At 71.7% G+C, this 24,274-nt stretch carries 19 protein-coding genes; 13 read left to right on the plus strand and 6 right to left on the minus strand.

What is annotated here, in order from left to right; translation table 11 throughout:
- Positions 1 to 18: 18 nt before the first annotated feature.
- The 4 genes from AB0K60_RS12685 to AB0K60_RS12700 all read left to right on the plus strand — a co-directional run bounded on the left by AB0K60_RS12685 (position 19) and on the right by AB0K60_RS12700 (position 3,895).
- Positions 19 to 1,608 (plus strand): sugar ABC transporter ATP-binding protein, encoded by a 1,590-nt coding sequence (locus tag AB0K60_RS12685; RefSeq protein ID WP_364052410.1) that lies wholly within the window; start codon positions 19 to 21, stop codon positions 1,606 to 1,608.
- Positions 1,605 to 2,669 (plus strand): ABC transporter permease, encoded by a 1,065-nt coding sequence (locus AB0K60_RS12690; protein ID WP_364052413.1) that lies wholly within the window; start codon positions 1,605 to 1,607, stop codon positions 2,667 to 2,669. Before AB0K60_RS12685 ends, AB0K60_RS12690 begins: the two co-directional genes overlap by 4 nt.
- Before the next feature lie 70 nt (positions 2,670 to 2,739).
- The gene (locus tag AB0K60_RS12695) at positions 2,740 to 3,192 is read left to right on the plus strand and encodes a MaoC family dehydratase (RefSeq protein ID WP_364052416.1); all 453 of its coding nucleotides are present in this window, start codon (positions 2,740 to 2,742) and stop codon (positions 3,190 to 3,192) included.
- Positions 3,193 to 3,232: 40 nt separating this feature from the next.
- Complete coding sequence (locus tag AB0K60_RS12700; protein WP_364052419.1) at positions 3,233 to 3,895, plus strand: TetR/AcrR family transcriptional regulator; 663 nt, start codon at positions 3,233 to 3,235, stop codon at positions 3,893 to 3,895.
- 93 nt (positions 3,896 to 3,988) lie between these two features.
- On the opposite strand, the gene AB0K60_RS12705 is transcribed toward AB0K60_RS12700, so the two are convergent.
- The gene (locus AB0K60_RS12705) at positions 3,989 to 5,227 is read right to left on the minus strand and encodes a carboxylesterase family protein (RefSeq protein ID WP_364052422.1); all 1,239 of its coding nucleotides are present in this window, start codon (positions 5,225 to 5,227) and stop codon (positions 3,989 to 3,991) included.
- Here AB0K60_RS12705 and AB0K60_RS12710 point away from each other — a divergent pair.
- The gene (locus tag AB0K60_RS12710; RefSeq protein WP_364052425.1) at positions 5,120 to 5,773 is read left to right on the plus strand and encodes a GntR family transcriptional regulator; all 654 of its coding nucleotides are present in this window, start codon (positions 5,120 to 5,122) and stop codon (positions 5,771 to 5,773) included. The genes AB0K60_RS12705 and AB0K60_RS12710 overlap by 108 nt on opposite strands.
- Here AB0K60_RS12710 and AB0K60_RS12715 read toward each other — a convergent pair.
- A complete protein-coding gene (locus AB0K60_RS12715; RefSeq protein ID WP_364053463.1) occupies positions 5,748 to 7,184 on the minus strand; it encodes an AMP-binding protein in 1,437 nt (478 codons plus the stop codon). The two genes, AB0K60_RS12710 and AB0K60_RS12715, sit on opposite strands and share 26 nt — an antisense overlap.
- Before the next feature lie 101 nt (positions 7,185 to 7,285).
- On the opposite strand from AB0K60_RS12715, the gene AB0K60_RS12720 reads away from it, so the two are divergent.
- From AB0K60_RS12720 to AB0K60_RS12735, 4 genes are all read left to right on the plus strand, one after another.
- A complete protein-coding gene (locus AB0K60_RS12720; protein ID WP_364052428.1) occupies positions 7,286 to 8,176 on the plus strand; it encodes an NmrA family NAD(P)-binding protein in 891 nt (296 codons plus the stop codon).
- Positions 8,173 to 8,625 (plus strand): hypothetical protein, encoded by a 453-nt coding sequence (locus AB0K60_RS12725; RefSeq protein ID WP_364052431.1) that lies wholly within the window; start codon positions 8,173 to 8,175, stop codon positions 8,623 to 8,625. Before AB0K60_RS12720 ends, AB0K60_RS12725 begins: the two co-directional genes overlap by 4 nt.
- A complete protein-coding gene (locus AB0K60_RS12730; RefSeq protein WP_364052434.1) occupies positions 8,622 to 9,017 on the plus strand; it encodes a nuclear transport factor 2 family protein in 396 nt (131 codons plus the stop codon). The genes AB0K60_RS12725 and AB0K60_RS12730 overlap by 4 nt, the downstream gene beginning before the upstream one ends.
- Before the next feature lie 82 nt (positions 9,018 to 9,099).
- On the plus strand, positions 9,100 to 9,945 hold the full coding sequence (locus AB0K60_RS12735) for a fumarylacetoacetate hydrolase family protein (protein ID WP_364052437.1): 846 nt from the start codon (positions 9,100 to 9,102) through the stop codon (positions 9,943 to 9,945).
- Between the two features lie 10 nt (positions 9,946 to 9,955).
- Here AB0K60_RS12735 and AB0K60_RS12740 read toward each other — a convergent pair whose 3' ends face one another.
- Together AB0K60_RS12740 and AB0K60_RS12745 are read right to left on the minus strand one after the other, a co-directional pair.
- Positions 9,956 to 10,711 carry a maleylpyruvate isomerase family mycothiol-dependent enzyme gene (locus AB0K60_RS12740; protein WP_364052440.1) on the minus strand — a complete coding sequence of 252 codons (756 nt, stop codon included), beginning with the start codon at positions 10,709 to 10,711 and terminating at the stop codon, positions 9,956 to 9,958.
- Positions 10,712 to 11,080: 369 nt separating this feature from the next.
- Entirely contained in the window at positions 11,081 to 11,353 is a 273-nt protein-coding gene (locus AB0K60_RS12745; protein WP_364052443.1) for a TetR family transcriptional regulator C-terminal domain-containing protein, read from the minus strand.
- A 12-nt stretch (positions 11,354 to 11,365) separates the two neighbouring features.
- Between AB0K60_RS12745 and AB0K60_RS12750 the strand changes: the two genes are divergently transcribed.
- Both AB0K60_RS12750 and AB0K60_RS12755 read left to right on the plus strand, forming a co-directional pair.
- Complete coding sequence (locus tag AB0K60_RS12750; protein ID WP_364052446.1) at positions 11,366 to 11,770, plus strand: tetratricopeptide repeat protein; 405 nt, start codon at positions 11,366 to 11,368, stop codon at positions 11,768 to 11,770.
- A 103-nt stretch (positions 11,771 to 11,873) separates the two neighbouring features.
- Positions 11,874 to 12,245: a hypothetical protein gene (locus AB0K60_RS12755; RefSeq protein WP_364052449.1), complete on the plus strand. Its 372-nt coding sequence runs from the start codon at positions 11,874 to 11,876 to the stop codon at positions 12,243 to 12,245.
- Positions 12,246 to 12,487: 242 nt separating this feature from the next.
- On the opposite strand, the gene AB0K60_RS12760 is transcribed toward AB0K60_RS12755, so the two are convergent.
- Complete coding sequence (locus AB0K60_RS12760; protein WP_364052452.1) at positions 12,488 to 12,907, minus strand: ATP-binding protein; 420 nt, start codon at positions 12,905 to 12,907, stop codon at positions 12,488 to 12,490.
- A gap of 513 nt (positions 12,908 to 13,420) precedes the next feature.
- Here AB0K60_RS12760 and AB0K60_RS12765 point away from each other — a divergent pair.
- Complete coding sequence (locus AB0K60_RS12765; RefSeq protein WP_364052455.1) at positions 13,421 to 14,707, plus strand: helix-turn-helix transcriptional regulator; 1,287 nt, start codon at positions 13,421 to 13,423, stop codon at positions 14,705 to 14,707.
- Between the two features lie 252 nt (positions 14,708 to 14,959).
- Complete coding sequence (locus tag AB0K60_RS12770; RefSeq protein ID WP_364053466.1) at positions 14,960 to 17,005, plus strand: RecQ family ATP-dependent DNA helicase; 2,046 nt, start codon at positions 14,960 to 14,962, stop codon at positions 17,003 to 17,005.
- 261 nt (positions 17,006 to 17,266) lie between these two features.
- Here the strand turns inward: AB0K60_RS12770 and AB0K60_RS12775 are convergent, their stop codons facing one another.
- A complete protein-coding gene (locus AB0K60_RS12775) occupies positions 17,267 to 24,241 on the minus strand; it encodes an amino acid adenylation domain-containing protein (RefSeq protein WP_364052458.1) in 6,975 nt (2,324 codons plus the stop codon).
- Between the last annotated feature and the right edge of the window lie 33 nt (positions 24,242 to 24,274).

The following is a 24,274-nucleotide window of genomic DNA, read 5'->3' on the forward strand; positions in this document are numbered from 1 at the left end:
CGGCGAACGGAAGCCGACATGCCCGCCTTCACGCACACGGACGCGGCGGCCCTCGAACTGCGCCGCGTCACCAAATCCTTCAACGGGCGGGTGGTGCTCGACCTCGACGGACTCGAAATCCACCGAGGCGAGATCCACGCCCTGCTCGGACAGAACGGATCCGGCAAGTCCACCCTCATAAAGATCCTGTCGGGCTACCACGAGGCCGATCCCGACCCCGGGATGAGGATCCGGGTCTCAGGTGCCGAACTCACCCCCACCGCACACGATCGTACGCGTGACCCGGGACTCCGGTTCGTCCACCAGGACCTGGGCCTCATCCCGTCGATGTCCGTGCTGGACAACATCTACCTGGGGGGACGGCCGTACCCCACGCGTGGATTCACCGTCAGGACCCGCCTGGCGCGGGGCAACGTGCGAGAGGCGCTGGCCCGCGTCGGCCTCACGTCGCTCAAACCGGACACCCCGGTCGCCGACCTCAGCCCCGCCGAGAGAACGAGGGTCGCCATCGCCCGCGCGCTGGCCACGGACGGCGGCACACCGAGCGTGCTCGTCCTCGACGAGCCCACCGCGACCCTCCCGGCGCGCGAGACCGACAGGCTCCTGGCCACGCTGACCGACGTGGCCGAGACCGGCGTGGCCATCCTGTACGTGACCCACCACCTGGACGAGGTGTTCAGGATCGCGACGAACGTCACCATCCTGCGCGACGGCCGGATGGTGGCCTCGGGCCCGACCTCGGAGTTCACCCGGCCGGCGATCGTCCACCACCTCGTCGGGACCGAGCTGGAGGCCGTCCACCGTTCGGCGCCGGTCGCCCATCCGGAGAATCCATCGAAGCCGGCCGAGCCCAGGCTGGTGGTCGAGGAGCTCGTCGGGGACTTCATCGACGGCATGTCGTTCTCCGTCGCGCCCGGCGAAGTCGTCGGCTTCTACGGCGTCACCGGCTCGGGTCGTGACTCGGTCCTCGGCTCGATCTTCGGCGCACGCGTACGGCGCGGCGGAGTCGTCCGAGTCACGGGCGAAGAACTGCCTCCGCTGAGGCCGGACCTGGCGATCCAGCGGGGACTGGGCTTCGTGCCCGCCGATCGCAAGGCGCTGGGCTGCTTCCTGGGCCTCAGCGCGAGGGAGAACGTCACGATGCCGGCGCTGAAGTCCTTCTGGCGTCGCGGCAGGATCGACCTCGCCGCGGAGGAATGTGAGGCGAACACCTGGCTCGACCGCCTGGGGGTGCGTCCGGCGGACGCCTCCCACCTTCCGCTGACCACCTTCAGCGGCGGAAATCAGCAGAAGATCGTTCTGGCGAAATGGCTCCGGACCCACCCGCTCGTGCTGCTGCTGGACGAGCCGACGCAGGGCGTCGACATCGGAGCGAAGGCCGCCATCCACCGCGCCATCCTCAAGGCCGTCGCGGAAGGCCTCGCCGTGGTCATCGCCTCAAGCGACGACGAGGAGATGGCGGCCCTGTGTTCACGCGTGCATCTCGTCCAGCGCGGCCGAATCGTCAGCACCCTCGTCGGCGCCGAGATCAGCGAGGCGGAACTCGGCCGCAGGCTGAACGATCCCGTACGCGGCCAACCGCGGACTCCCGAAGGAACCTCGTCATGATCGGACGGCTCGACCTCAAGGTCGATCGATTCAGCGGTGTCTACATCCTGCTGTTGTTCATCGTCGTGTTCAGCCTGGCACGCCCGGACACCTTCGCCCAGGTGGAGACGGTTCACATCCTGGCGTCCTCCCAGGCGGTGAACGGGCTGGTGGCCATCGCCGTACTCATCCCGATGATCTGCGGCCAGTTCGACCTGTCCGTCGGCGCGAACGCGAATCTCGTCGCGATGGTCGCGGTGACGCTCCAGGTCGAGCAGGGAACGCAGGTGCTCGCCGCCGTCGCCGTAGCCGTCGCGATCGGGCTGCTGATCGGGGTGGTCAACGGCTTCATCGTGGTCAAGCTGGGGGTGAGCTCGTTCATCGCGACGCTGGGCACCGCGTCGATTCTCACCGCCTTCCAGACGATGGTGACCAAGTCCCAGCTTCCGCCGGTGCCCGAGTCGGACCTCTGGTCCGCGATCACGCAGACCGAGGTCTTCGGGTTCCAGATCGTGGTCGTTTACCTGATCATCGCCGTCGCGCTCGCGTGGTGGGTGCTGGAGTGCACCCCGGCCGACCGGTACATGATGGCGACCGGAAGCAACCCGGACGCGGCACGGCTGTCCGGCATCCGTACCGACACCTGGTCGTGGATCTCCTTCGTGGCGTCGGGCGGGAACGCGGCTCTGGCCGGCGTGCTCTTCGTCTCGCTCGCCGGAGTGGCGGTGACGTTCGGGAACTCCCTCGTCCTGCCGGCGTTCGCGGCGGTGTTCCTGGGATCCACCCAGCTCAAGCCGGGGCGCTTCAACGTCCTCGGAACGATCTTGGCGATCTTCGTGCTCGCCACCGGCGTGCTGGGGCTCCAGTTGCTGACGAGCATCCCGTGGATCAACGAGATGTTCAACGGTCTGGCGGTGATCGTGGCGGTGGCGCTGGCGGTGGCCAAGAGACCCGGTTCGTCACGCCGCTCCCGCCGCGAGCGCCGACTCGATCCCGGCGACGGCGATGGTGACGGTGAGGGTGACGGCGACGCGTACGAACGCGACGGGAAGCCGGAAAGCGTGTCCTCCCAGCGCACCTGAGAGCACCGCGGGCGCGACGCCCACGACGCGCACGGCCGAACGACCCAACGAACGGAGAAACGAGAACGTCATGAAGATCTTCAGCGACCTTGGCGAGCTCGAACAGGCAGGCTCCATCCATCTGGGGTACGGCGAGTGGTTGGAGGTCACCCAGGAGCGAATCGACCGATTCGCCGACGCGACCGGTGATCATCAGTGGATCCACGTCGATCCCGGGCGTGCCGCGACCGGCCCGTTCGGCACCACGATCGCGCACGGCTACCTGACGCTGTCACTCATCCCGCACCTGACCGACGGAATCCTGCGCGTCGAGGGCCTCTCGATGGCGGTCAACTACGGCAACAACAGGGTGCGATTCCCTTCGCACGTCCCCGTGGGATCGAAGATCCGGGCCGGCGTCGAACTGGTTTCCGTCGAGCCCCGCCCGGGCGGCGCGCTGGTGGTCACCCGTGTGACGGTCGAGCGCGAAGGATCCCCCAAGCCGGTATGCGTCGCCGAGAGCGTCACTCTGATGGTCACGTGAGCCGTTCGCAATGTGAATCCAAGTTCACTATAACTGTGGCATGGGCGAGGACCTTTTGACGGATCGGCCGGACGACATACCGCTGCTCGCGGACACCTCGGGCATGAAGCAGCCCTCCACGGCGCGGGGGGCGCGTACCCGCGCGGCACTGGTGGCGGCGGCCCGGAGGGTGTTCGAACGCGACGGTTTCCTCGGGGCTCGGATCACCGACATCCCGGCCGAGGCGAACTGCGCCACCGGCACGTTCTACAAGTACTTCTCCAGCAAAGAAGAGATCTTCACCGCCGTCCTGGAGGCCGCGCAGGACGACATGCTGCATCCGGGGATGCCCCATGCCGACGGCGATGACCCGATCGCGGTCATCGAGGCCAGCAACCGCGCCTACCTCGTGGCGTTCCTGCGCAACGCCAAACTCATGGAGCTGATGCAGCAGGTCGCCCTGATCGATCCGAAGTTCCGCGAGCTTCGCCGGCGTCGTGGGGCGATATTCGCCGAGCGCAACGCGCGCCGCATCGCCGAACTGCAGGAACGCGGCCTCGCCGACCCGACGCTCGATCCGCTGCTGACCTCGATGGCGCTGTCCGGCATGGTCAGCCGCATCGCGATGGACGTACTCGTCCCCCAACTACGAGAGCTCGACGAGGTCGTCGAGGTCGTCACGAAGCTCTGGGTCAACGGGCTCAAGCTGACGCCGACCTCCTGACACCGACATCCTGACCTCGCCCCGCCGTTCGCCCCCGCGCCGGACGCGCCGTCCGTGGAGGACCGGTGTCCCGGCCCTCCACGGCGGCCGGGCCTAACGGATGCCGTCCCACGTCCGGCGCAGCTCACCGTCGGGGTCATCGACGACGGTGACGGTCTCGGCGAGCAGCCCCGTGGTACGCGTGGCGCTGGTGTAGGGCGCCCACCCCGGGTCACCGTGCTTCACGAACCGGACCCACGCGCCGTGGGTCGTGTCGGCCACGGCCTGCGACGGTTCGCCGCCCACGAGAAGGGCGTTCTCGGGGTTGCGCATCGTGCCGAAGACGAACGGGGTGTCGACCGCGTGCGCGGCGCCGAGCCGGTGGTTGTCCTCCTGCGACGGCCGGTCGAAGCGGTACGCCCAGGTCGTTCCCCCTCCCCGCTCGTGGGCCTCCGCGAGCCGGATGGCCGGCAGGGTGTAGTACCAGTCGGTGACGATCTGAGCCAGCAGGTCGCCGGGCGAGGCGTCCCGGTGGTGTTCGCGATAGACGTCGAGGCCCTCGGGCGTGAGGCCGTAGGCGGCCGCCCCGCCGGCGAGGCCCGCGTCATCGACCTCGTCGATCGTGCCGGGCACCACGAGGAACAGCCGCGCCTCCTGGCGGGTCGTCCCCACCAGCAGGGGGACGTCGCGCGACGCGCCGCCGGCGATCGCTTCGAGCGGGTGCCGGGGAAGCACCGTTCCGTCGATGACGGGCGCGAAGGGCAGCATGCTCAGGACGAGAGCGCCCCACTTCTGCGGGTCCGGCGCGGACTGCACTTCGGTGACCAGGTCGGAGACGGCCTTCACGACCGTGTCGAGGTCGAGCGCGGCGATCGCCTCCCGGCTGGGTTCGGTGCCGAGCGCGTCGGCGAGCACGCGCGCCACGAAAGCGCCGGTTTCGGCGGTCAAGGTGTTCGCCGCCGCCCCCGATGCGGTCATCGCCCGCGCGAAGAGGCCCGCCGCCGAGGGCATCGCCAGCAACGTCGTCACGCTCATCGCCCCGGCGGACTGACCGGCGACGGTGACGCGCGCGGGGTCGCCGCCGAACGCCGCGATGTTCTCCTGTACCCATCGCAGCGCCGCGATCTGATCCCGCAGGCCGAGGTTGACGTCGCCGGTGCCCGCGTCGGCCTCCGTGTACAGAAATCCCTCGGCTCCGAGGCGGTGTCCTTGCGCGGGCGCCGGTCTCAGACGGCCGACTCGGCCGTGGACAGGGTCGCGGCGGAGGTGCGGCGTGCGGTGCTGTCGGGGGAACTGCCGCCGGGGCGTACGTTCTCGATCGCGGAGTTGGGGGCGCGGCTCGGCGTCAGCCACATTCCGGTGCGGGAGGCGTTGAGCAGGCTCGAAGCCCAGGGGCTGATCGTACTGCGTCAGGGGCGCGGCGCGATGGTGAGCCCGCTGGACCGAGACGAGTTGCGCTCTATCTTCCGGCTGCGGCAGATGCTGGAGCCCGATCTGGCCGCGCGGTCGGTGGCCATGCTCACCGACGCGGATCTCGCGCGCGCCGACGAACTGCTGCGCGAGTTCACCGAGGGCGACATGGACGCCGATCACCTGTGGCAGGTCCATCATGAGCTGCACATGGTGTACCTGCGGCCGGCCGCGACGGTCTGGGATCTGCGGATTCTCGCCCAGTTGTGGAACGCCTCCGACCGCTACACCCGGGTGGTCTTCGACACCTACGCGGTCAGCGACGAGAACCGCGAGAAGCGCCGGATGGCCCACAAGGTGATCTTCGCGGCCGCGCGCTCGGGATCGCCGCTGGAGATCCGGCAGGCGATCAGCGAGCATCTGGCCGACAATGAGGCGGCCTGCCTCTCCGGGATCGCGGCGCTTACGACTCCGCCGCCAGGTCCTTGAGCGCCTTGCGCAGCAGCTTGCCGTTCGCGCTCTTGGGCAACTCGTCCATGAAGCGCACCGATCGGGGTTTCTTGTACGAGGCGATCAGGCTCCGGCAGTGGTCGATCAGCTCGCTCTCCCCTACTTCGGCACCCTGTGTAAGGACCACGTACGCGCGCACGGACTCGCCCCAGTCGGGGTCGGGCACGCCGACGACGATCGCCTCGCGTACCGCAGGGTGCAGCAGCAGCGCCTCCTCCACCTCGCGCGGATAGATGTTCGAGCCTCCGGAGATGATCACGTCCTTGGCGCGGTCGGTCAGGTAGAGGAAGCCGCGGGAGTCGAGGCGCCCGATGCCGCCGGTCGCGAGCCAGCCCTCGACCAGGGCGGCGGCCGTGGCCTCCGGGTCGTTCCAGTAGCCGCTCATGACCACGTCTCCGCGGACCCAGATCCCGCCGTCGCCGTGATCACGGCCGTCTCCAATGCGGATCTCCACCCCCGTGAAGGGCCGCCCGCATGATCGCCAGTTGGTGTCGGGCGCGTCGCGGGCGGTCAGCAGGCCGGGCTGCATGGCGGAGATGGTCATGGGCGCTTCGCCCTGACCGTATATCTGGGTGACGATCGGGCCGAACACCTCCAGGGCGTCGGCGAGATCCTGCTCGTACAGGTGGGAGCCGCCCACGGTGATGTGCCGCAGCGTCGGCAGCGCTCGCCCCTCGGCCCGGGCGGCGTCGGTCAGGCGGCGCAGCATGGTCGGTACGAGGAACGCCGCGTGGGTGACGGCGTGCTCGCGAACCAGGGACAGGAACCGTCCGGGATCGAAGCTCTCGCTGTCGCTGATGACGTTCGTGGCGCCGTGGCCGATCGCGGGGAGCAGATACAGGCCGCTGCCGTGGGACAGGGGCGCCGCGTGCAGGCACACCGTTCCCGGCGCGACCGGATCGACGTCGGCGTAGTAGTTCAACGCCATCGCCACGAGGTTGCGATGGGTGAGCGTCGCGCCCTTGGGCCGCCCGGTCGTGCCCGAGGTGTAGAACAGCCAGGCCGGATCGTCCGGGCTCACCGGGGCGGGACCGGCGGACGGCTCCCCCTCCAGGGCCCGCCACTCGGCGCCCTCGGCGCACACGGCCTGGAGGCGGTCGCCGACGACCGCCGCCGACACGGCGTCGCGTGTCGCGGCATCGTATATCAGCATCGACGCCTCGCCGTGCTCCGCCACGTAGCCGAGTTCCCGCGGGTGCAGGTGCCGGTTCACCGGGACCGCCACCATGCCCGCCCAGAAGATCGCCCAAAGCGCCTCGATGAACTCCGGCCCGTTGCTCATGACCAGGACGACGCGCGACCGCGGCTTCAGGCGCCGGGCCAGGCCTGCGGCCAGCCGGGCGGTCCGCTCGGCCGAGTCGCGGTAGGACGAGCGGCGGCCGGCGTGGATCCAGGCCGGGCGATCAGGGTGGCGGACGGCGGCGGCGGCGAGCCATACGAGCACCTGGTGCGCGACGACATCCCCGAAGGCGCGATCGTACAGGAGTTCTGATGACCGTCGCTTTGATCGGCGCCACCGGCACCATCGGGCCGCACGTGGTGGACGCCCTGCTCGCCCGCCAGGTGGAGAGGAGGGTCCTGACCCGCGACGCCGCCCGCGCCCGTACCGTGCTCGCCCCGGGCGCCGAGATCCGCCAGACCGACATCACCGAGGACGAACAGGTCGCCGCCGGCTGCGCCGGAGCACGGTCGGTGCTCCTGCTCACCGAGCATTCACGCGACATGGCCGACCTGCAACTGCGCATCATGCGGGCGTTGCGCAGGCTCGACATCACGATCGTCAAGATCTCGGGGACGAGCTCGGCGATCCGCCCGGACGGCCCGTACGCCTGCCGCCAGCACTGGGAGGTGGAGACCATCCTGCGCGAGAGCGGCGCGCGCCACGTGATCCTGCGGCCCAACGCCTTCATGCAGACGATCATCGGGCAGATCCTGCTGCCGTCGGTGCGCGAGACCGGCACCATCCCCAACGCGATCGCCGAATCGGGCATCAGTTTCGTGGACGCCCGCGACGTCGGCGAATGCGCCGCCACCGCGCTGACGACCGACGAGTACACGGGTCAGACGCTCGTGCTGACGGGATCCCGGCCGGTCACCTACGCCGAACTGGCCGCGCTCATCTCGAACCGCGTCGGCCGGCCGGTCGACGTCCGCGACATCACACCGGCCGACATCCGGCAGACGCTCGTCGCACGCGGCACCCCGCTGTGGGAGGCCGAGCACTTCGAGGAGATGTACGCGCTGTTCCGGCGCGGGGAGTCGGAGTTCGTCTCCGGCGACGTGGAGCGCATCACCGGCAAAGCGCCTCGCAACGTCGAGGCGTACATCGGCGAGACGGTCCGCGACGAGGTGGGCGCCGGCGTCGGCGAGGCGGCGGGATGACCGATCCCGCTTGCCTGATCTGCGAGCAGGAACACGCCGACCCCGAAGACGTGGTGTTCCGGGACGACACCTGGTCGGCCGGTGTCATCACCGGCTACGAGGTTCCCGGTTGGATCGTGCTCCGCCTGCGCCGGCACGCCGAGGGGCTGAGCGGGCTCACCGCCGCCGAGCTCGCTCAGTTCGGCCGCCGCGCCCGGGACGTGGTGACGGCCGTCAGCGCGGTGACGGGCGCCTCGGCGACCTACTTCATGATCTTCGGGGAGGCCAACCCGCACCTGCACAGCCTCATCACCCCCCGGACCGCGGACATCGGCGCGGACCGCCGGCTCGGCGACATCCTGAAACTGCGCACCGAACGGGCCGCTCCGGAGGCCGCCCGCGCGCTCGTCCCGGCGATCCGCGCCGCGTACCTGGACGCGGCCCGGCGGCCGATCGAGGCCGTCCCTTGAGCGGCCCCGACCGCCGACCGGCGCTCGAATCGATCCTGGCCGCCGAAGCCCGGCGCCTGGCCGCGATGACCGCCGGAGACGTCGCGGCCCTCGACGCTCTGCTGGCGGAGGACTGCCTCTACGTCCACTCCACCGGCGCCACCGACACCAAGACCACCTATCTGGAGCAGTTCGCCACCGGCGCGATCAAGTATCTCTCGCTCTCCGTGGACGACCTGCGGCCGATGGACCTGAACGGCGTCGTACTGCTGCCGCACCGGTTGACCGGTCAGGCGCTGGTGGGCGGAACGTCCCGCAGCCTGCGCAGCAGGATCGTCGCGATCTGGCAGATCATCGACGGCACGCCCAGGATGCGCTACCTCCAGTCGACCAACCTGCCCGAACCGCCCTGATCACGATCTCGCCGAAGCCACACTCCCCCGCGACCGCGTTCCGCCGCCGACCGAGAGATGCTGATCAATGAAACTGGCAAACGTGAACCGGCGTCTTGCGCTGCTGTGCCCGCGCGGAGCGGTGGACGTCGAGTCCTTCAGCCGGGGCCGTTTCGACGCCGACCCGCAGGCCGTCTACGACAGGTGGAGCGAGTTCACCGCCTGGGTGGCCGAACACGCCCAGGACATCGAGCACGCCGAGGCGCGGCCCTATGACGAGTCCGACCTCGGAGCGCCGGTGCCCGCTCCGCGCCAGGTCTTCGCCATCGGGCTGAACTACCGCGACCACGCGGCCGAGGCCGGGCTCCCGCTGCCCGAGAACGGCCCTGTCGTCTTCGCCAAGTTCCCCTCATCGATCACCGGGCCCGGCGCGGTCGTCGAGCTGCCCTCGGACGCGGTGGACTACGAAGCGGAACTGGTCGTGGTCATCGGGACGCCGGGCCATCGCGTGGCGGCCGACGACGCCTGGTCCCACGTCGCCGGTCTGACGCTGGGACAGGACATCTCCGAGCGGGTCGTTCAGTTCCAGGGGCCGACCCCGCAGTTCTCGCCCGGCAAGTCCTTCCCCGGGTTCTCGCCGATCGGCCCGGTGCTGGTCACCCCGGACGAGTTCGATGACGCCGATGACATCGAACTCGGCTGCACGCTCAACGGGCGGCGGATGCAGCAGGGCCGCACCCGCGACATGGTCTTCACCGTCCCGCGCCTGATCGCGTTCCTGTCCGCCATCGTGCCGCTGTCGCCCGGCGACCTGATCTTCACCGGTACGCCCGCGGGCATCGGCTGGGCGCGCGACCCCAAGATCGTCCTGCGGGACGGCGACCGGCTCGTCACCCATGCCGAGGTCATCGGCGAGATGACCACCACCTTCATCGCGGCCGCCCGGTGAGACCCGCGTTCTAAAAGGGCGTGCGCTCCAGCCAGCGCGTCCAGACCTCCCGGTCGCCGAGGATCTCCACCCCGGCCTCGTCGGCGGTACGGCGGCGCAGCAGCGCCAGCAGCAGGTCGGCGGCCCGGCCGCGCACCGCCGCCGTGCCCTTTCCGTGCCCGTGCTCCCACGAGACGCCGTCCTCGCCGCTGCGGATCATCCACTCCCCGGCCGGGCCGAGGCCGTCGTCGGTCGCGTGCAGGTGCAGGGTCGTCCCGGCGTCGAGCAGCGCCGTGGCGTCGATCCCCGGCCGCCCGCCCGCGACGAGGTCGAGCCACTCGCCGATGCCGTCCGCCGCCAGCGGGGCCGCCAGCTCGTACGGCGCGCCCAGGGCGAACGCGGCGTCGGCGCGGTGCACGGTCGTCTCGTGCAGCCTGCGCCGCACCCACCAGCGTGCCGGACGCGGCCCGAGGAAGGTCCACACCGAGGTGTCCGCGCCGACCTCGGCCACGGCGTCGGCGAGCAGCCGCACCCCGTCGTGCAGCCACTTGACGGCGCCGTCGACGTCGTCCGGCGGCCGGCCGTCGCGTACCTCGCGCGGGTCGAGGTAGCCCTCCACCCGGTCGCTCACGATCTGCGCCGCCCACCGGTGCCCCCGCCCGAGATGCCGGAACAACTGCTTGATCGTCCAACCCGGGCAGGTCGGCACCTGCGCCGACCAGTCGGCGTTCCGGACGATTTCCCCAAACTGCTCGTTCTGCTCAATAAGGGCGGCGCTGTCATCCATGGCCGGATCATCTCCATCACGGTAGGTCCCATCAATGTAACCGCGCGCCGACTCTCGGGTCGTATCGAGGTGGCGAAGCGCCCGCGTTTGACGACGGGTACCGGCGTCTTCCCGTCTCGTGCCCACTGCCAGGCGGTCTGGTAGTGCACGCCGTTCCGCCGCGCGGCGATGCCGAGCGGGCCTCACGCTCACCCTGGCGACCTGCGAGGAAATATCCCTCAGCGCCCCACTCCACCACAGGCCAAGGCGTCGGAGCCGGTGGGGTCGGGGAGGCGGAGGCGGTGATGAGTTCCCGCAGTCGGGGGGCGGCCCGGCCGCCTCATTCGCTCGGGCGAGTGGCAGGAATCGCGTACGGGGCCGGGCACGGCGTCATGCTCCGGTGAAGAGCCGGTCGAGGTGGGCGGTGAGCAGGCGCACGGCCGTGGGGCCGTCGTACTGCCCGGCCAGCACGCTCGACTGCAGGCCGTTGGCCAGTGCCAGGGTGACGGCGGCGAGGGTGGGTGGATCGTCGTCCTGCGGGAGCTCGCCCATCTGCTGTGCCTGGCGGAACTTCTCGGCCATGAAGTCGCGCAGGGCGTTGGCGGAGGCGATGCCGTCGGGGGCCAGGTCGGGCTCGGTCAGCGTGTGCTCGGCGAGCGACACGAGGACACGATCGTGACCGCGCTCAATCTCGCCGTCTGTCTGCGCCGACAGAACCGGTTCGAAGAGGCGGAGCGGCTGTACCGGAAGACGCTGCATGACTGGAGCGCGGAGCATTCCGCGGCGGATCTGACCACGCTGGACATCCGCTACGAGCTGGCGGAGACCATGCGCCAGCAGGAGAACTACGTCGGCGCCGAGTCGGAACTGCGCGATGTCCTCGCCATCGCGTCCCGGGTGTACAGCCCAGGGCACCCGAACACGCTGATCATCAGGCATGGCCTCGCCACCGTCCTGAAGTCCTCGGGACGGCTCGACGACGCGAACGCGGAGTTCCGCGAGGTGCTTCGCCTCAAACGCGAACGGTTCGGTGCCGACCATCCGCTCTCCAAGGCGACGGAGGCGGAACTCGATCCCTGACGATTCCCGGCCCCGCCCCTCGAAGAGGATCACTGGTGATCACATGTTGAGCGAATCGTTGGCGGCTTTGGCCGCCGCCGGAGGCACGGCCCTGGTTTCGGCGATGGCCACAGACGCGTGGACCGCCGTCAAGCAGCGCTTCGCCCGGCTGCTCGGCCGGGGCGATCCCGAGCAGGTCGAGGCGGCGGAGCGGCGCCTGGAGCGTTCGCGCCAGGAGCTCGCCGGCAGATCGGGCGGCGAGCTGGAGCAGGCACGGGCGGAGCAGGTTGCGGCCTGGAAGGCCCGCCTGACCGATCTACTCGAAGACCATCCGGCATGCGCCACCGAGCTGCGTGAGCTGATCGAGGCGGTACGTGCCGAGGCGGCACCGTGCGGTACGACCGTGGTCCAGCACGTGGTCGCATCCGACCGGGCGCAGCAGGCGGTCCTCGGCCAGGGAACTCAGAACGTGGTGTTCCACAGCGGAGACGATTGAGCCCATTCGACCGTGTGGTTCAGCCGTGTCGTGAGCGCGGCGCGGTGGCGTTCGACCTCGTGCATTGGCGGTGCGTGGCGGATCGTGACACGGCGGGCCGCGTGAGGACTGAAGCCGGTCCGGCGTAGAGGCCGCCCTTGGCACCGGCACGCCGACGGTCAGGTCTTCGGCCTCCGATGGGATGGGGCCACCGGCCGTGGACACATCTGTGCCGGTCAACCGCCGGGCGGGGCCTGATCGGTTCAAGCCCTGGCGGCACCGTCCGGCTGGTAGGAGAACCACACGCGGACGCCGCCCTCGGGGATTCGGCGCCAGGTGAGGGTGCGGGCCAGGCTCGTTACCAGAGCGAGGCCGCGGCCGTGTTCGCTGATGTCGCCGGCGGGCGCGGTGGCCTGGGGAGTCAGGCGGGGCATGCCGTCGCCGTGGTCGTCCACGGCGCCGCGTACGCAGCCGTTGGCGGTCCAGAGCCACAGGTGGATGGGGGCGGCGCCGTGGACCGCGGCGTTGGTGACGAGTTCGGAGACGATCAGCAGCAGGTCGTCGGCCGCGTCGCCGGTTACGCCCCACTCGGTGAGGATTTTGCCGGTGAACTCGCGTGCCTCGGCGGCGGCGCGTGGGTCGGCGGAGAGTGTCAGGCGGTGGGCGTCGAGGGGGACGGTCATTCGGCCGACCTCCGCTCGCTTTTGGCGGCTCGCGACGGCTCGCCGAGCTCGTCATGGCATGGATGCCACAGGCACGGTCGCATCGGTGCATCAGGGCTGGGCGAGGTGGCACCCTTTGGGCGATGTGCGGCGACCAAGCGTGACCGGCCTGCGTCCTGGAACACCCAGTACCGGGTGGCGGTCTGCTGTGGGCAGCGGAGTCGCCGATCCTCGCTGCCAGGGGCGACCACGACGATAAAACCGGGCGATATGGGGTTATTAGCGGGAATGTCCCGGTACATGGGATGGGACCTCCGGGTTCTGTTTTGTTAGGACTCGTACGGCGGGGCAGTCGATGGATTCCACCGTTTTCGGCCGCGTCGTTTTCCGGCAATGCCATGATGAGGAGCAGGCAAAGAGCCGGTAGCGCTTTTCGCTGGTCAGCGGCTGTCCAATGTGGCCAAAGGCGGGGTCGAAGTGCCGAAATCCTCTAAGGTATACAGATCAGTCACTATCGACGACTTTCCTGCGTATGTGATTGGATTCGCGCTCAGATGGTGGCGCAACGATCTGCGAAACATGACGCTGCAGGACGCGGCGCGGGCCATCCACCGCGACCTTTCCTATCTGGCGAGATGGGAGCGGGCGGAACGGCCGATACCGGAGAGCGTGATCAGCGAACTCGACGCGCTCTACGGCGCGAATGGCCGACTTGTACGTCTTTCTGCCGCGCTAGTCGATTTGGATCGGTATAGGGGTACCGTGGAGCCGAGGTCTTCCACACAACGCGAGGACGAGGACATGGAACGACGGACACTCATGCAGGTGATTCCGATGCTCGGCATCCACACCGCCGTCAGCCCGGAAGTCATCAATCGCGTTTTCGGCGCAGCCGATAAATCCCTCGGGCCGATCTCCCACGATCCCGACGAATGGGACTGGATCGTCTTCGAGCGCTGGCACTACTACACGACCAATCGACCGGGCGCGGCCGTGCCCATGCTCGCCACCGACCTCCTCCAGGTGACCGACCTGCTCGGCAAAACGGAAACAGCCGTGGTCCGGGACGGACTCACGCGTATCGCCGCCCAGCTCGCCAGTCTGTTGGCCTGCGATCTGGCCGACGTCGGGCAGGTCCAAAGTGCTGTACGAGCGTTCGCCACCGCCCGCCGTTTCGCCGACGCATCCTCCGACCAGGCCCTTGCCACCTGGATTCGGGCCGGGGAAGCCCTCCATTCCCTGTGGTTCGGACGGCCGATCGCGGTCGTCGACCGCCTCGCCCGGGACGCCGTGGACATCGCCAACGGCAAGCCTTCACCCGGCCTCATGAACGCCCACTGCGCCCACGCTCTGGTCGGCGCGATGCAGGGAAACAGAGAAATGGTCCGGACCGCCCTGGTCAAGGCAAATGAGATCTGGGAGCGGCGGCCTCAAGCGGTGGACGGTGCCACCGACCCTGCGACCTGGACCTGGGCGCGGGGTCCGCTCGGAACCCAGGGCTACGCCCACGCGCTGCTCGGCGAGGCCACAGCCGTACATGAGCTCGAGGCTGCGTACGAGCGCCATAGCCGTATCGGCTACAACGGTGGCGCGAGGTCGGTTCGCCTCATGCAGGCGCTGCACATGGTCCAGAACCGCGACCTTGAAGGGCTCACGCTTGCCGTACAGGTCGGTGAAGAGATGTCCTTCAGCGCCCAGCGACGTACCATCGCGGCCAAAATCCTGGACGCGCTTCCGCCCAAGGCCAAGACGTCGGAGCCCGCCCACCGGCTCCGCGAACTCGCCGCCTCCACCCGTCCGGCCCCGCCGCCGGCCGCCTGACCATCCACAGGCCCTCCGGAACCGGCGGGAACGGTCGCCCGGACGTGCTAGCAAAGAGGGGTGCCTGAGAATCCGCTTCCCGACGACCTGCATGACGCGCCGTTTCCGGAGTACCCGGACGAGCCGTACCCGGATGACGAGTTCGATGATGTGGACGGGGGAACGACTCCGGGCGGGGCGTTCGGGGATCAGCCGTTCTCCGGCGCGGGGGAGGCCGATCGGGAGGCCCTTCGGGAGGAGGCCGAGGAGCGGCTGAGGGCGCTCGCCGGGGAGGGCGCGCGGCTGCGGGAGGATCAGTGGGCCGCGATCGAGGCGCTGGTCGTCGAGCGGCGGCGGGTGCTGGTGGTGCAGCGCACCGGGTGGGGCAAGTCGGCGGTGTACTTCGTCGCCACGGCGTTGCTGCGGGAGCTCGGCGAGGGGCCGACGGTGATCGTGTTGCCGCTGCTGGCGCTGATGCGCAACCAGATCGCGGCGGCCGAGCGGGCGGGCATCCACGCGGCCACGATCAACTCGGCGAACCTGGAGGAGTGGGAGAACATCTACGCCGAGGTCGCCGCGGGCGAGGTGGACGTGCTGCTGGTCAGCCCGGAGCGGCTCAACAATCCCGAGTTCCGGGACCGGGTGCTGCCCGAGCTGGCCGCGAGCGCCGGGCTCGTGGTCGTGGACGAGGCGCACTGCATCTCCGACTGGGGGCATGACTTCCGGCCCGACTATCGTCGGCTGCGCACGCTGTTCGAGCAGCTTCCGCCGGGCGTGCCGATCCTCGCCACCACGGCGACGGCGAACGCGCGGGTGACCCGTGACGTGGCCGAGCAGCTCGGCGAGGCGACCCTGGTGCTGCGCGGGCCGCTGGAGCGGGAGAGCCTGCGCCTCGGCGTGGTGCGCACGGACGGTCCGGAGCAGCGGCTCGCCTGGCTCGCCCAGACGCTGTACGAGCTGCCCGGGTCCGGGATCGTGTACACGCTCACCGTGGCCGCCGCCGAGGAGATCGCGGCCTACCTGCGTGACCAGGGCCACGCGGTGGTCGCGTACTCGGGGCAGACGGACCCGGCGGAACGGCTCGCCGCCGAGCAGGACCTCATCTACAACAAGATCAAGGCGCTGGTGGCGACCTCGGCGCTCGGCATGGGCTTCGACAAGCCCGATCTCGGCTTTGTCGTGCACGTGGGCGCGCCGCCGTCGCCCGTGGCGTACTACCAGCAGGTGGGCCGAGCGGGACGCGGCGTGGAGCGGGCCGAGGTGATCCTGCTGCCCGGGCCCGAGGACCGCGACATCTGGGCGTATTTCGCCTCACTCGCCTTTCCGTCCGAGCAGGTGGTGCGCCGTACGCTCGACGCGCTCGCCGAGGCGGGCACCCTGTCCACGCCCGCGCTGGAGGCGCGGGTCGACCTGAGCCGCAGCCGCCTGGAGATGATGCTCAAGGTGCTCGACGTGGACGGCGCGGTACGGCGGGTGCGGGGCGGCTGGGAGGCGACCGGCGAGCCGTGGACGTACGACGCCGAGCGGTACGCCCGGGTGGCGGCCGAGCGGCAGGCCGAGCAGCGGGCGATGCTCGACTACATCGCCACCACCGGGTGCCGCGAGGAGTTCCTGCGCCGCCACCTCGACGACGACACCGCCACGCCGTGCGGCCGGTGCGACAACTGCACCGGCGTGCACCGCTCCCCCGACGCCGCGCCACCCGAGGCGGTGCGGGCGGCGGCCGAGCGGCTGCGCCGCCCCGGGGTCGAGTTCGAGCCGCGCCGCCAGTGGCCGACCGGCATCGCCGACCTGTCCGGCCGCGTCAAGCCGCAGTTCGGCGCCGAGCCGGGGCGCGCCCTGGGGCGCCTCACCGACATCGGCTGGGGCTCCCGGCTGCGCGGCCTGCTGGCCGAGGGCGCCCCCGACTCGCCCGTGCCGGACGACATGTTCCAGGCCGTGGTGCAGGTGCTCGCCGCCTGGGACTGGGCGCAGCGGCCGGTGGCGGTCGTGAGCGTGCCCTCGCAGAGCCGCCCGGGGCTCGTCCGCGGCCTCGCCGAGCGCATCGCGCGGACCGGAAAGCTGCGCTACCTCGGCGAACTCGGCTACCGGGCGGGCTCGCCGGGGCGGCAGTACAACAGCGCCCAGCGCGTACGGGCCATCCGCGCCACCCTCACCATGCCGCCGGAGCTCGCCCAGGCGCTGCGCGGCGTCGACGGCCCGGTTCTGCTGGTGGACGACCGCGTCGACACCGGCTGGACCATGACGATGGCCGCCGCCCTCGTCCGCCACGCCGGCGCCCCCGCCGTCCTCCCGCTCGCCTTGGCCGTCACCGCCTGACGCCGCGTCGATGTGTCCCCGGACCGGGCGCCGCGCCGCAGACACACGGGAAAGAGCCGCCCGACGGGATGCCGGGGAAGCAGGCCCATACGAACGCCGCCCCGGGGATGGCCAGGCTGCGTCGCGGCGCGGAAATCGCCTCGAGGATCGGCGGCACGAGATTGGCACGAGCTTGACGCGGGCCGTCGGCAGCCATACGCACGGTAAGAGTGTGCGGGGGCGGCAGGTCATGCCTTCGGCATCGGACGGCCCGCCGGAACGCTAGATCGTGCCCTCCTCGTAGCCGTCGCCGGCGTCGAGGAACTCGGCGACCCGGCGGATGGTGGGCGCGGCGAAGAACCTGGGCAGGGGTATCTCGGCGCGGAGTTCGCGGGCGGCGAGCTCGATGAAGCGCATGGCGGTGACGCTGTCGCCGCCGAGGCTGAAGAAGCTCGCGTCCCGATCGGTCACCGGCTCGCCGAGGAGCGATGCCCACAGCGCCGCGACGCGCCGCTCGTTCTCGCCGTCAGGAGACTCACCGTTGGAAGGGTCACCGTTGACAGGTGCGGCGCCGGGCCGGTCCGAGCCGTCGGCGAGGACCAGTTCCAGCGCCCGGTCACGGTCGATCTTGCCGTTGGCGGTGAGCGGGAGCGCGGGACGGACGACGATACGCGCGGGTGTCATGTGCGCGGGGAGCCGGGTCCGCGCCCACGACAGCACCTGCGCCGGGTCCGGTTCCCCGCCGGGGGCCGGGACCACCACGGCCGCCGGTTGGCGGGCCGCTCCCCGGCCGGTGACCACGACGACCGCCTGGGCGATGCGCTCGTGCTCGGCGAGCACCGCCTCGATCTCTCCGAGCTCGACGCGGTTGCCGCGGATCTTCACCTGGTGGTCGGTCCTGCCGAGGAACTCGATCTCGCCGCCGGGACGGTACCGGCCGAGGTCGCCGGTGCGGTACCAGCGCTCGCCGTCCACGGTGACGAAGCGGCGCGCGGCTGTCTCCGGGGCGTTCCGGTAGCCGCGGGCGAGGCCCGCCCCGCCGATCCACAGCTCGCCCTCCGCCCAGTCCGGGCGGTCCCGGCCGAGCGCGTCCACCACCCGGTAGGTCTGGTTGCGGAGCGGGTAGCCGTACGGGATGGAGCGCCGGCCCGGTTCGAGGCGGTCGGCCTCGTAGGCGTTCGACCAGATCGACGCCTCGGTGGCGCCGCCGAGGGCCACGAGGCGGCAGCCGGGGACCGCCGCGCGCAGCCGGCCCGGCAGGTCCACCCCGACCCAGTCGCCCGACGCCAGGGCGAGCCGCAGCCGCTCCGGCCGTTCCCGGCCGCCGGTCTCCAGCACCACCAGGAGCATGTCCAGCAGCATGGGCACGCTGTTCCAGATCGACACGCCGTGCCGGGCCGCCAGCTCGGCCCAGCGCCTGGCGTCCCGGCGCTCGTCCTCGGTGACGGTGACCACGGCGCCGCCGACGCTCAGCAGGCCGAAGATGTCGTACACCGACAGGTCGAAGTCGAGGGCGGACACCGCGAGCACGCGGTCGCCAAGGCCGACGCCGAAGCGGTCGTTGATGTCCTCGATCGTGTTCGCCGCGGCCCGGTGGGTGATCTCGACGCCCTTCGGCTCGCCCGTGGAGCCCGAGGTGAAGATCACGTACGCGAGCGCGTCGGCCGGGACGGCGACCGGCCCGGCCGCGGGCGGGTGCGCGCTCGCCTCGCCGACCAGCAGCGCGGCCACATCCGCAGGGACGTCCGGGGGGAGGTGCGCGGGGAGGCCCGCAGGGAGATCCGCAGGGAGGCCCGCAGGGAGGCCCGCAGGGAGATCCGCAGGGAGATCCGCAGGGAGATCCGGCACGGTCCCGTCGGTGAGCACCAGGCGCACGCCGGCGCCGCGGTACATGCGGTCGCGCCGCGCCGGGGGCTGGTCGACGCCGACGGGCACGTAGGCCGCGCCGGCGGCGAGCACGCCGAGCACGGCCGCGATCTGGTCGGGCCCCTTCCGCAGGGTCACGCCGACGACGTCGCCTACGCCGACCCCGTGCGCGGCGAGCAGGGCGGAGACGCGCAGCGCGCGCTCGGCCAGCTCGCCGTAGCGGAGGGTGGCCCGCCCGTCGGCGATGACGGCGGGCAGGTCCGGCCGCTCGGCGGCGAGCCGGAAGAACTCGGCGTGCAGCAGCGTCTGCCGCTGCCGCCCGGCGGTCGCGTTGACGCGTCGCCGTACCTCGCGCTGCGGTTCGGGGAGCAGCGAGGGGACCGGCTCGTGCCAGTCGGCGGCGCCGATCCAGTCCAGCAGCCGCAGGTAGGCGGCGAACATGTCGTCCAGCACGCCGGGCGGGAACAGCTCCTCGACGGCGTCCCAGTTCAGCTCCACGTACGGCCCGGCGGGACCGTCCACGTGCTCCACCGCCTGGTGGTCCAGCCAGACCTGCGGCGTCTGCGAGATGCCCCACACGTAGTGGTCGAGCAGCCGCCCGGCCGGTCGCAGGTCGCCACCCAACCCGATCGTGCTGGTGAACACCACCGGCATGGTGACCTCGGCCTCGCCGGTGCGCCTGGCGAGCTCCCGCAGCACCCGCACGGTCGAGACCTGACGGTGGTCGAGCGCGCCCCACAGCTCCCCCTGCACCCGGCGGGCCCTGGTGAGCCAGGTGTCCTCGCGTTCCGGGCGGCAGGCGATGAGCAGCAGCGAGGTGAAGTCGCCGAGCACGCGGTCGATGTGCGGGTGCGTCTCGCCCCGGTCGAACAGGGTGAGGTTGACGGTGAGGTCGGGCCGGGCGCTCCACTGTCCGAGCACCTCGGCGAAGGCGGCGAGCAGCACGCCCGACGCGGTCATGCCGTGCGCGCGGGCCTTGCCGGCGATCGCCTGCCAGCGGTCCGGTTCGAGGGTGGCCGTGCGGCGGGCGAAGACCGGTTTGGCGACCTCGGCGGGGTCCATGGCGAGCGGCAGCCGCGGCGCGGGCGGCAGCGTGTCGAGCCGCTCGCGCCAGTACGCCCAGGCCTCGGCGTCGTCGCGGGGACGCGCCACGGTGTCGAGCACGTGGTCGCGGAACGACACGTCGAGCGGCGGCAGCGGGGCGTCGGGGTCCTCGTACAGGGTGGCGAGCTCGGTGTAGAAGGTGAGGATGCTCAGCGCGTCGAGGACGAGGTTGTCCACGCCGATCGCGAGCCGGGCGCGGTCGCCCGCCCGCACCACCCGAATCGCGAACAGCGGCCACACCCCGGGGTCGAAGACGGTATGCGACATGGCATCACGCAGCCTGGCGAACGCCGCCTCAGGGTCCGGCCCGGCCTCCTCGACCCGCACCCGGTACGGCGGCACCTCGGCGAGGATGCGCTGATCGCCGTACTCGTCGAAGACCGCCCGCAGCATCTCGTGGCGCAGCACCAGCCGGTTGACGGCGCGTTCGAGCCGCTCAACGTCGAGGCCGGACACGTCGTACTCGCGGTAGAAGTGGCTGCCGACGCCCCCGAGGGTGAACCCCTCACGCCTGCCGAGCCAGTACGCCCGCTGGACCTCCGTGGGCGGGAACGGCCGATGGCGCTCGACCGGGTCGCGCTCGGCCTCCCGCGCGGACGCGCCCGGTCCGCCCGCCGTGCCCTGGGCGTCCGGCGGGTCGCCGAGGCTCAGGGTGGCGGCGAAGTCCTTGAGCGCCGGGTGGGCGAACAGCGACCTGAGCGCCACCCCTCGCAGCCCGGCCGCCCGCAGCCGGCCGATCAGCCGGGTGGCGAGCAGCGAGTCGCCGCCGAGCGCGAAGAAATCGTGCTCGCGGCCGACCTCCCGCACCCCCAGGATCTCGCGCCAGGCGGCGGCCACCAGCGTCTCGACCGTGCCCGAGGGCGGGGAGACCGTGGCCTCGGGCGCGTCCACGTCCAGGGTACGGCCGAGCGCGCCCCGGTCCACCTTGCCGTTCGGGGTGAGCGGCAGCCCAGGCAGGACGGCGATGCGATCCGGCACCATCGGAGGCGGCAGCAGGGTGGCGAGAAACCCGCGCAGCCATGCGGCTCCGACCCCGGCCTCGCCATCCGGGACCCCGCCACCCGGGGCCTCGCCATCCGGAACCCCGCCATCCAGGGCCCCGCCATCCAGGGCCCCGCCGTCTGCGGCCTCGCGATCCGCGGCCTCGTCGTCCGGAGCCCCACCATCCGCAGCCCCACCACCCGGAACCCCGCCACCCGGAACCCCGCCATCCAGGGCCCCACCATGCAGGGCCTCGCCGTCTGCGGCCTCGCGATCCGCAGCCTCGTCGCCCGGGGCCTCGCCCGTCGCGTCGGGGCGTCCGGTGCGGAGGACGACGGCGGCGGCGAGGCGGCGGCGCGGGGTCACTACCGCGACGGCCTGGGCAACCTGCGGGTGCGCGGTGAGCGCCGCCTCGATTTCGCCCAATTCGATGCGGTGGCCGCGGATTTTCACCTGGTGGTCCAGACGGCCGAGGAACTCCAGGGTGCCGTCGGGCCGGTAGCGGGCCAGGTCGCCGGTGCGGTACCAGCGCACCCCGTCCACCTCGACGAACCTGTCGGCGGTGCGCTTCGGGTCGCCGCGGTAGCCGCGTGCGACACCCGCGCCGCCGATCCACAGCTCCCCCGGCACCCAGTCGGGGCGGTCATGCCCGAGCGCGTCCACCACCCGGCAGCGCACGTTGCGCAGCGGCCTGCCGTACGGCACGCAGGCCCAGTCCGCCGGCACGGTCTCCACCTCCTGCCAGGTGGAGTGGATCGCGGTCTCGGTGGTGCCGCCGAGACCCACGAATCGGCAGCCGGGGGCGACGGCGGCAAGCCGGGATGGCAGGTCGAGGGTGACCCGGTCGCCGCCGAGCAGCACGGCCCGCAGCCCGAGGCCGCCGCCGTCGGACTCGGCCACGGTGAGCAGCATGTCGAGCAGCGCGGGTACGCAGTTGAGCACGGTGGCGTGGTGTCGCCGGGCGAGCGCGGCCCATTCGACGGCGTCGCGGCGGTGCTCCTCGTCGACGCAGATCACCGCGCCGCCCATGGAGAGCGGCCCGAAGATGTCGTAGACCGACAGGTCGAACTCGAGCGCCGACAGCGCGAGGGTCCGGTCGCCGGGGCCGAGGCCGAGGCGGTCGTTGAGGTCCTCGATCGTGTTCACCGCCGCCGCGTGCGGCATCTCGACGCCCTTGGGCTCGCCGGTCGAGCCGGACGTGTACAGCACGTAGGCGAGTGCCGTGTCGGGGCCGTCGACCGCGGCGGCGACCGGGCCGACGACCGGGTCGTCAGCAGGCACGGCACCCGCCACAACGGACAGGTCGTCGAGCAGGACCCGGACACCCGAGGCGGCGAGGATGCGGTCGCGGCGCGCGGCGGGCTGGTCGATGCCGAGCGGCAGGTAGGCCGCGCCCGCGGCGAGCACGCCGAGGACGGCGACGACCTGGTCGGGCCCCTTGGGCAGCGACACGGCGACCGTTTCGCCGGGCCGTACCCCTTGGGCCCGCAGGTGGGCGGCGACGGCGAGCGCGCGGGCGGCCAGTTCGCCGTAGCTCAGCGAGCCGTCGGCGCCCCAGCGCAGCGCGGGCGCGTGCGGGGTGCGCCGGGCGTGGGCGAAGAACGCGTCGTGCAACCGCCGTCCGCTGCGCGGGGCCGTGGTGGCGTTCACCCGCTCGCGCACCCGGGTCTGGTCGGCGGGGAGCAGCGGCGGCACCGGCCGCGACCAGGCGGCCTCGTCGGCGAGCAGCAGGTCGAGCAGCCTGCCGTACGCGTCGAACATGGCGTCGAGCACGCCGGGGGCGAACGCGTCCTCGCGCGCGTCCCAGTTGACGAGCAGCCCGCCGTCCAGCTCGGTGACCTGCGCGTCGAGCCAGACCTGCGGGCCCTGCGAGATGATCCACGACGCCTCGCCGAAGCACCGCCGCACCTCGGCGGGGAACAGTTCGCCGAGGCCGAGCGCGCTGGTGTAGACGACGGGGGCGAGCACCTGCTCGCCGTGCAGCCGGGAGGCGTCCCGCAGCACCTCCACGCCCGAGTAGGCGGCGTGCGCCACGTCGGTGTGGAAGCGCTTTTGCAGCAGTGACGCGCGCTCGGCGAACGTCCCCGGCGCGGCGCCGTCCCAGGCGAGCAGCACCGAGGAGGTGAAGTCGCCGACGAGGGCGCTGACGTCGGGGTGCAGCGGCTCGCGGTCGAACAGCGGCAGGTTGAGCAGGAAGCGCGGCTCGGCGCTCCACGCGGTGAGGGTCTCGGCGAACACCGCCGCGAGCGCCATCGCCAGGGTGAGCCCGTGCCGCCGGGACGTCTCCTCCAGCCGGCGTACCTCGTCGGGGCCGAGGAGGCGGTGCCTGCGCACGACCGTGACGGCGTCGTCGGGGCGCGCGGACGCCGGGAGCGCGGGGGCGCCCGGCAGTTCGGGCAACCGCTCGCGCCAGTGGGCGCGGGCGGCCTCGGCCGCGGCGCGGGCGTCGGCGGACTCGCGTGCCCGGGCGCGGGCGGCGAGGTAGCGCGGGTAGCTGTAGCGCAGCGGGGGTGGCCGTTCGCCCGCGTACAGCCGGGCGAGGTCGCGCAGGAGGATGCGCAGGCTGAGCGCGTCGGCGGCCACCATGTCGAGGTCGACGTGCAGGCGAGTGCCGCGTTCGCGCAGCTCGTCGGGGAGGAGCGAGAGCCGTACGTCGAACACCTCGCCGGATGCGATGTCGAGTCGGCGGTGCGACAGCTCCCGGCGCAGCTCGGCCAGCCGTCGCTCGGCCTGGTCGGCCGGAAGGTCACGCAGGTCGTGTACGCGCAGGCCGGGCCAGGGGGACCGGTCGAGGATGCGTTGGGTGCCGTCGTCGAGGATGCGCACGCGCAGCATGGCGTGCCGGTCCAGCAGGGCGCGCACGGCCGCGTCGAGCCGTTCGGGGTCCACGTCCGACCCGTCGAACTCGTTGTGGAAGTGCGCGGCCACGCCGCCGAGCGGCCGGTCGGGTTCGCGGCCCACCCAGTAGGCGTGCTGCATGAGGGCGAGCGGGAACGGCGCCGTCTCATCGAACCCGGCCGCGTCCGCCTCCCCGTCGGCGGCGCGGGGTTCGGCGGAGCCGGGGTCGGCGCGCAGGCCGTCAAGGATGCGCCGCCACGCGCCGAGGGTCGGCTCGGCCACCAGGTCGGCGAAGCGGACCCGCAGCCCGGCGGCGCGCCATTCGCCCGCCAGCCTCATCGTCGCGATCGAGTCTAGGCCGAGCTCGATCAGGTTGTCGTCCGGCGCAATCGATCGCACCGGGAGGTCGAGCAGCTCGGCGACCGCCCGGTCCAGCTCTTCGGCGATCTCGATGCTCTTGTCGGACACTGGTCTCCCTTTCTCGTTTCGCACTGTGGATCA

The sequence above is a fragment of the Thermopolyspora sp. NPDC052614 genome (assembly GCF_040678635.1).
GTDB lineage: Bacteria > Actinomycetota > Actinomycetes > Streptosporangiales > Streptosporangiaceae > Thermopolyspora.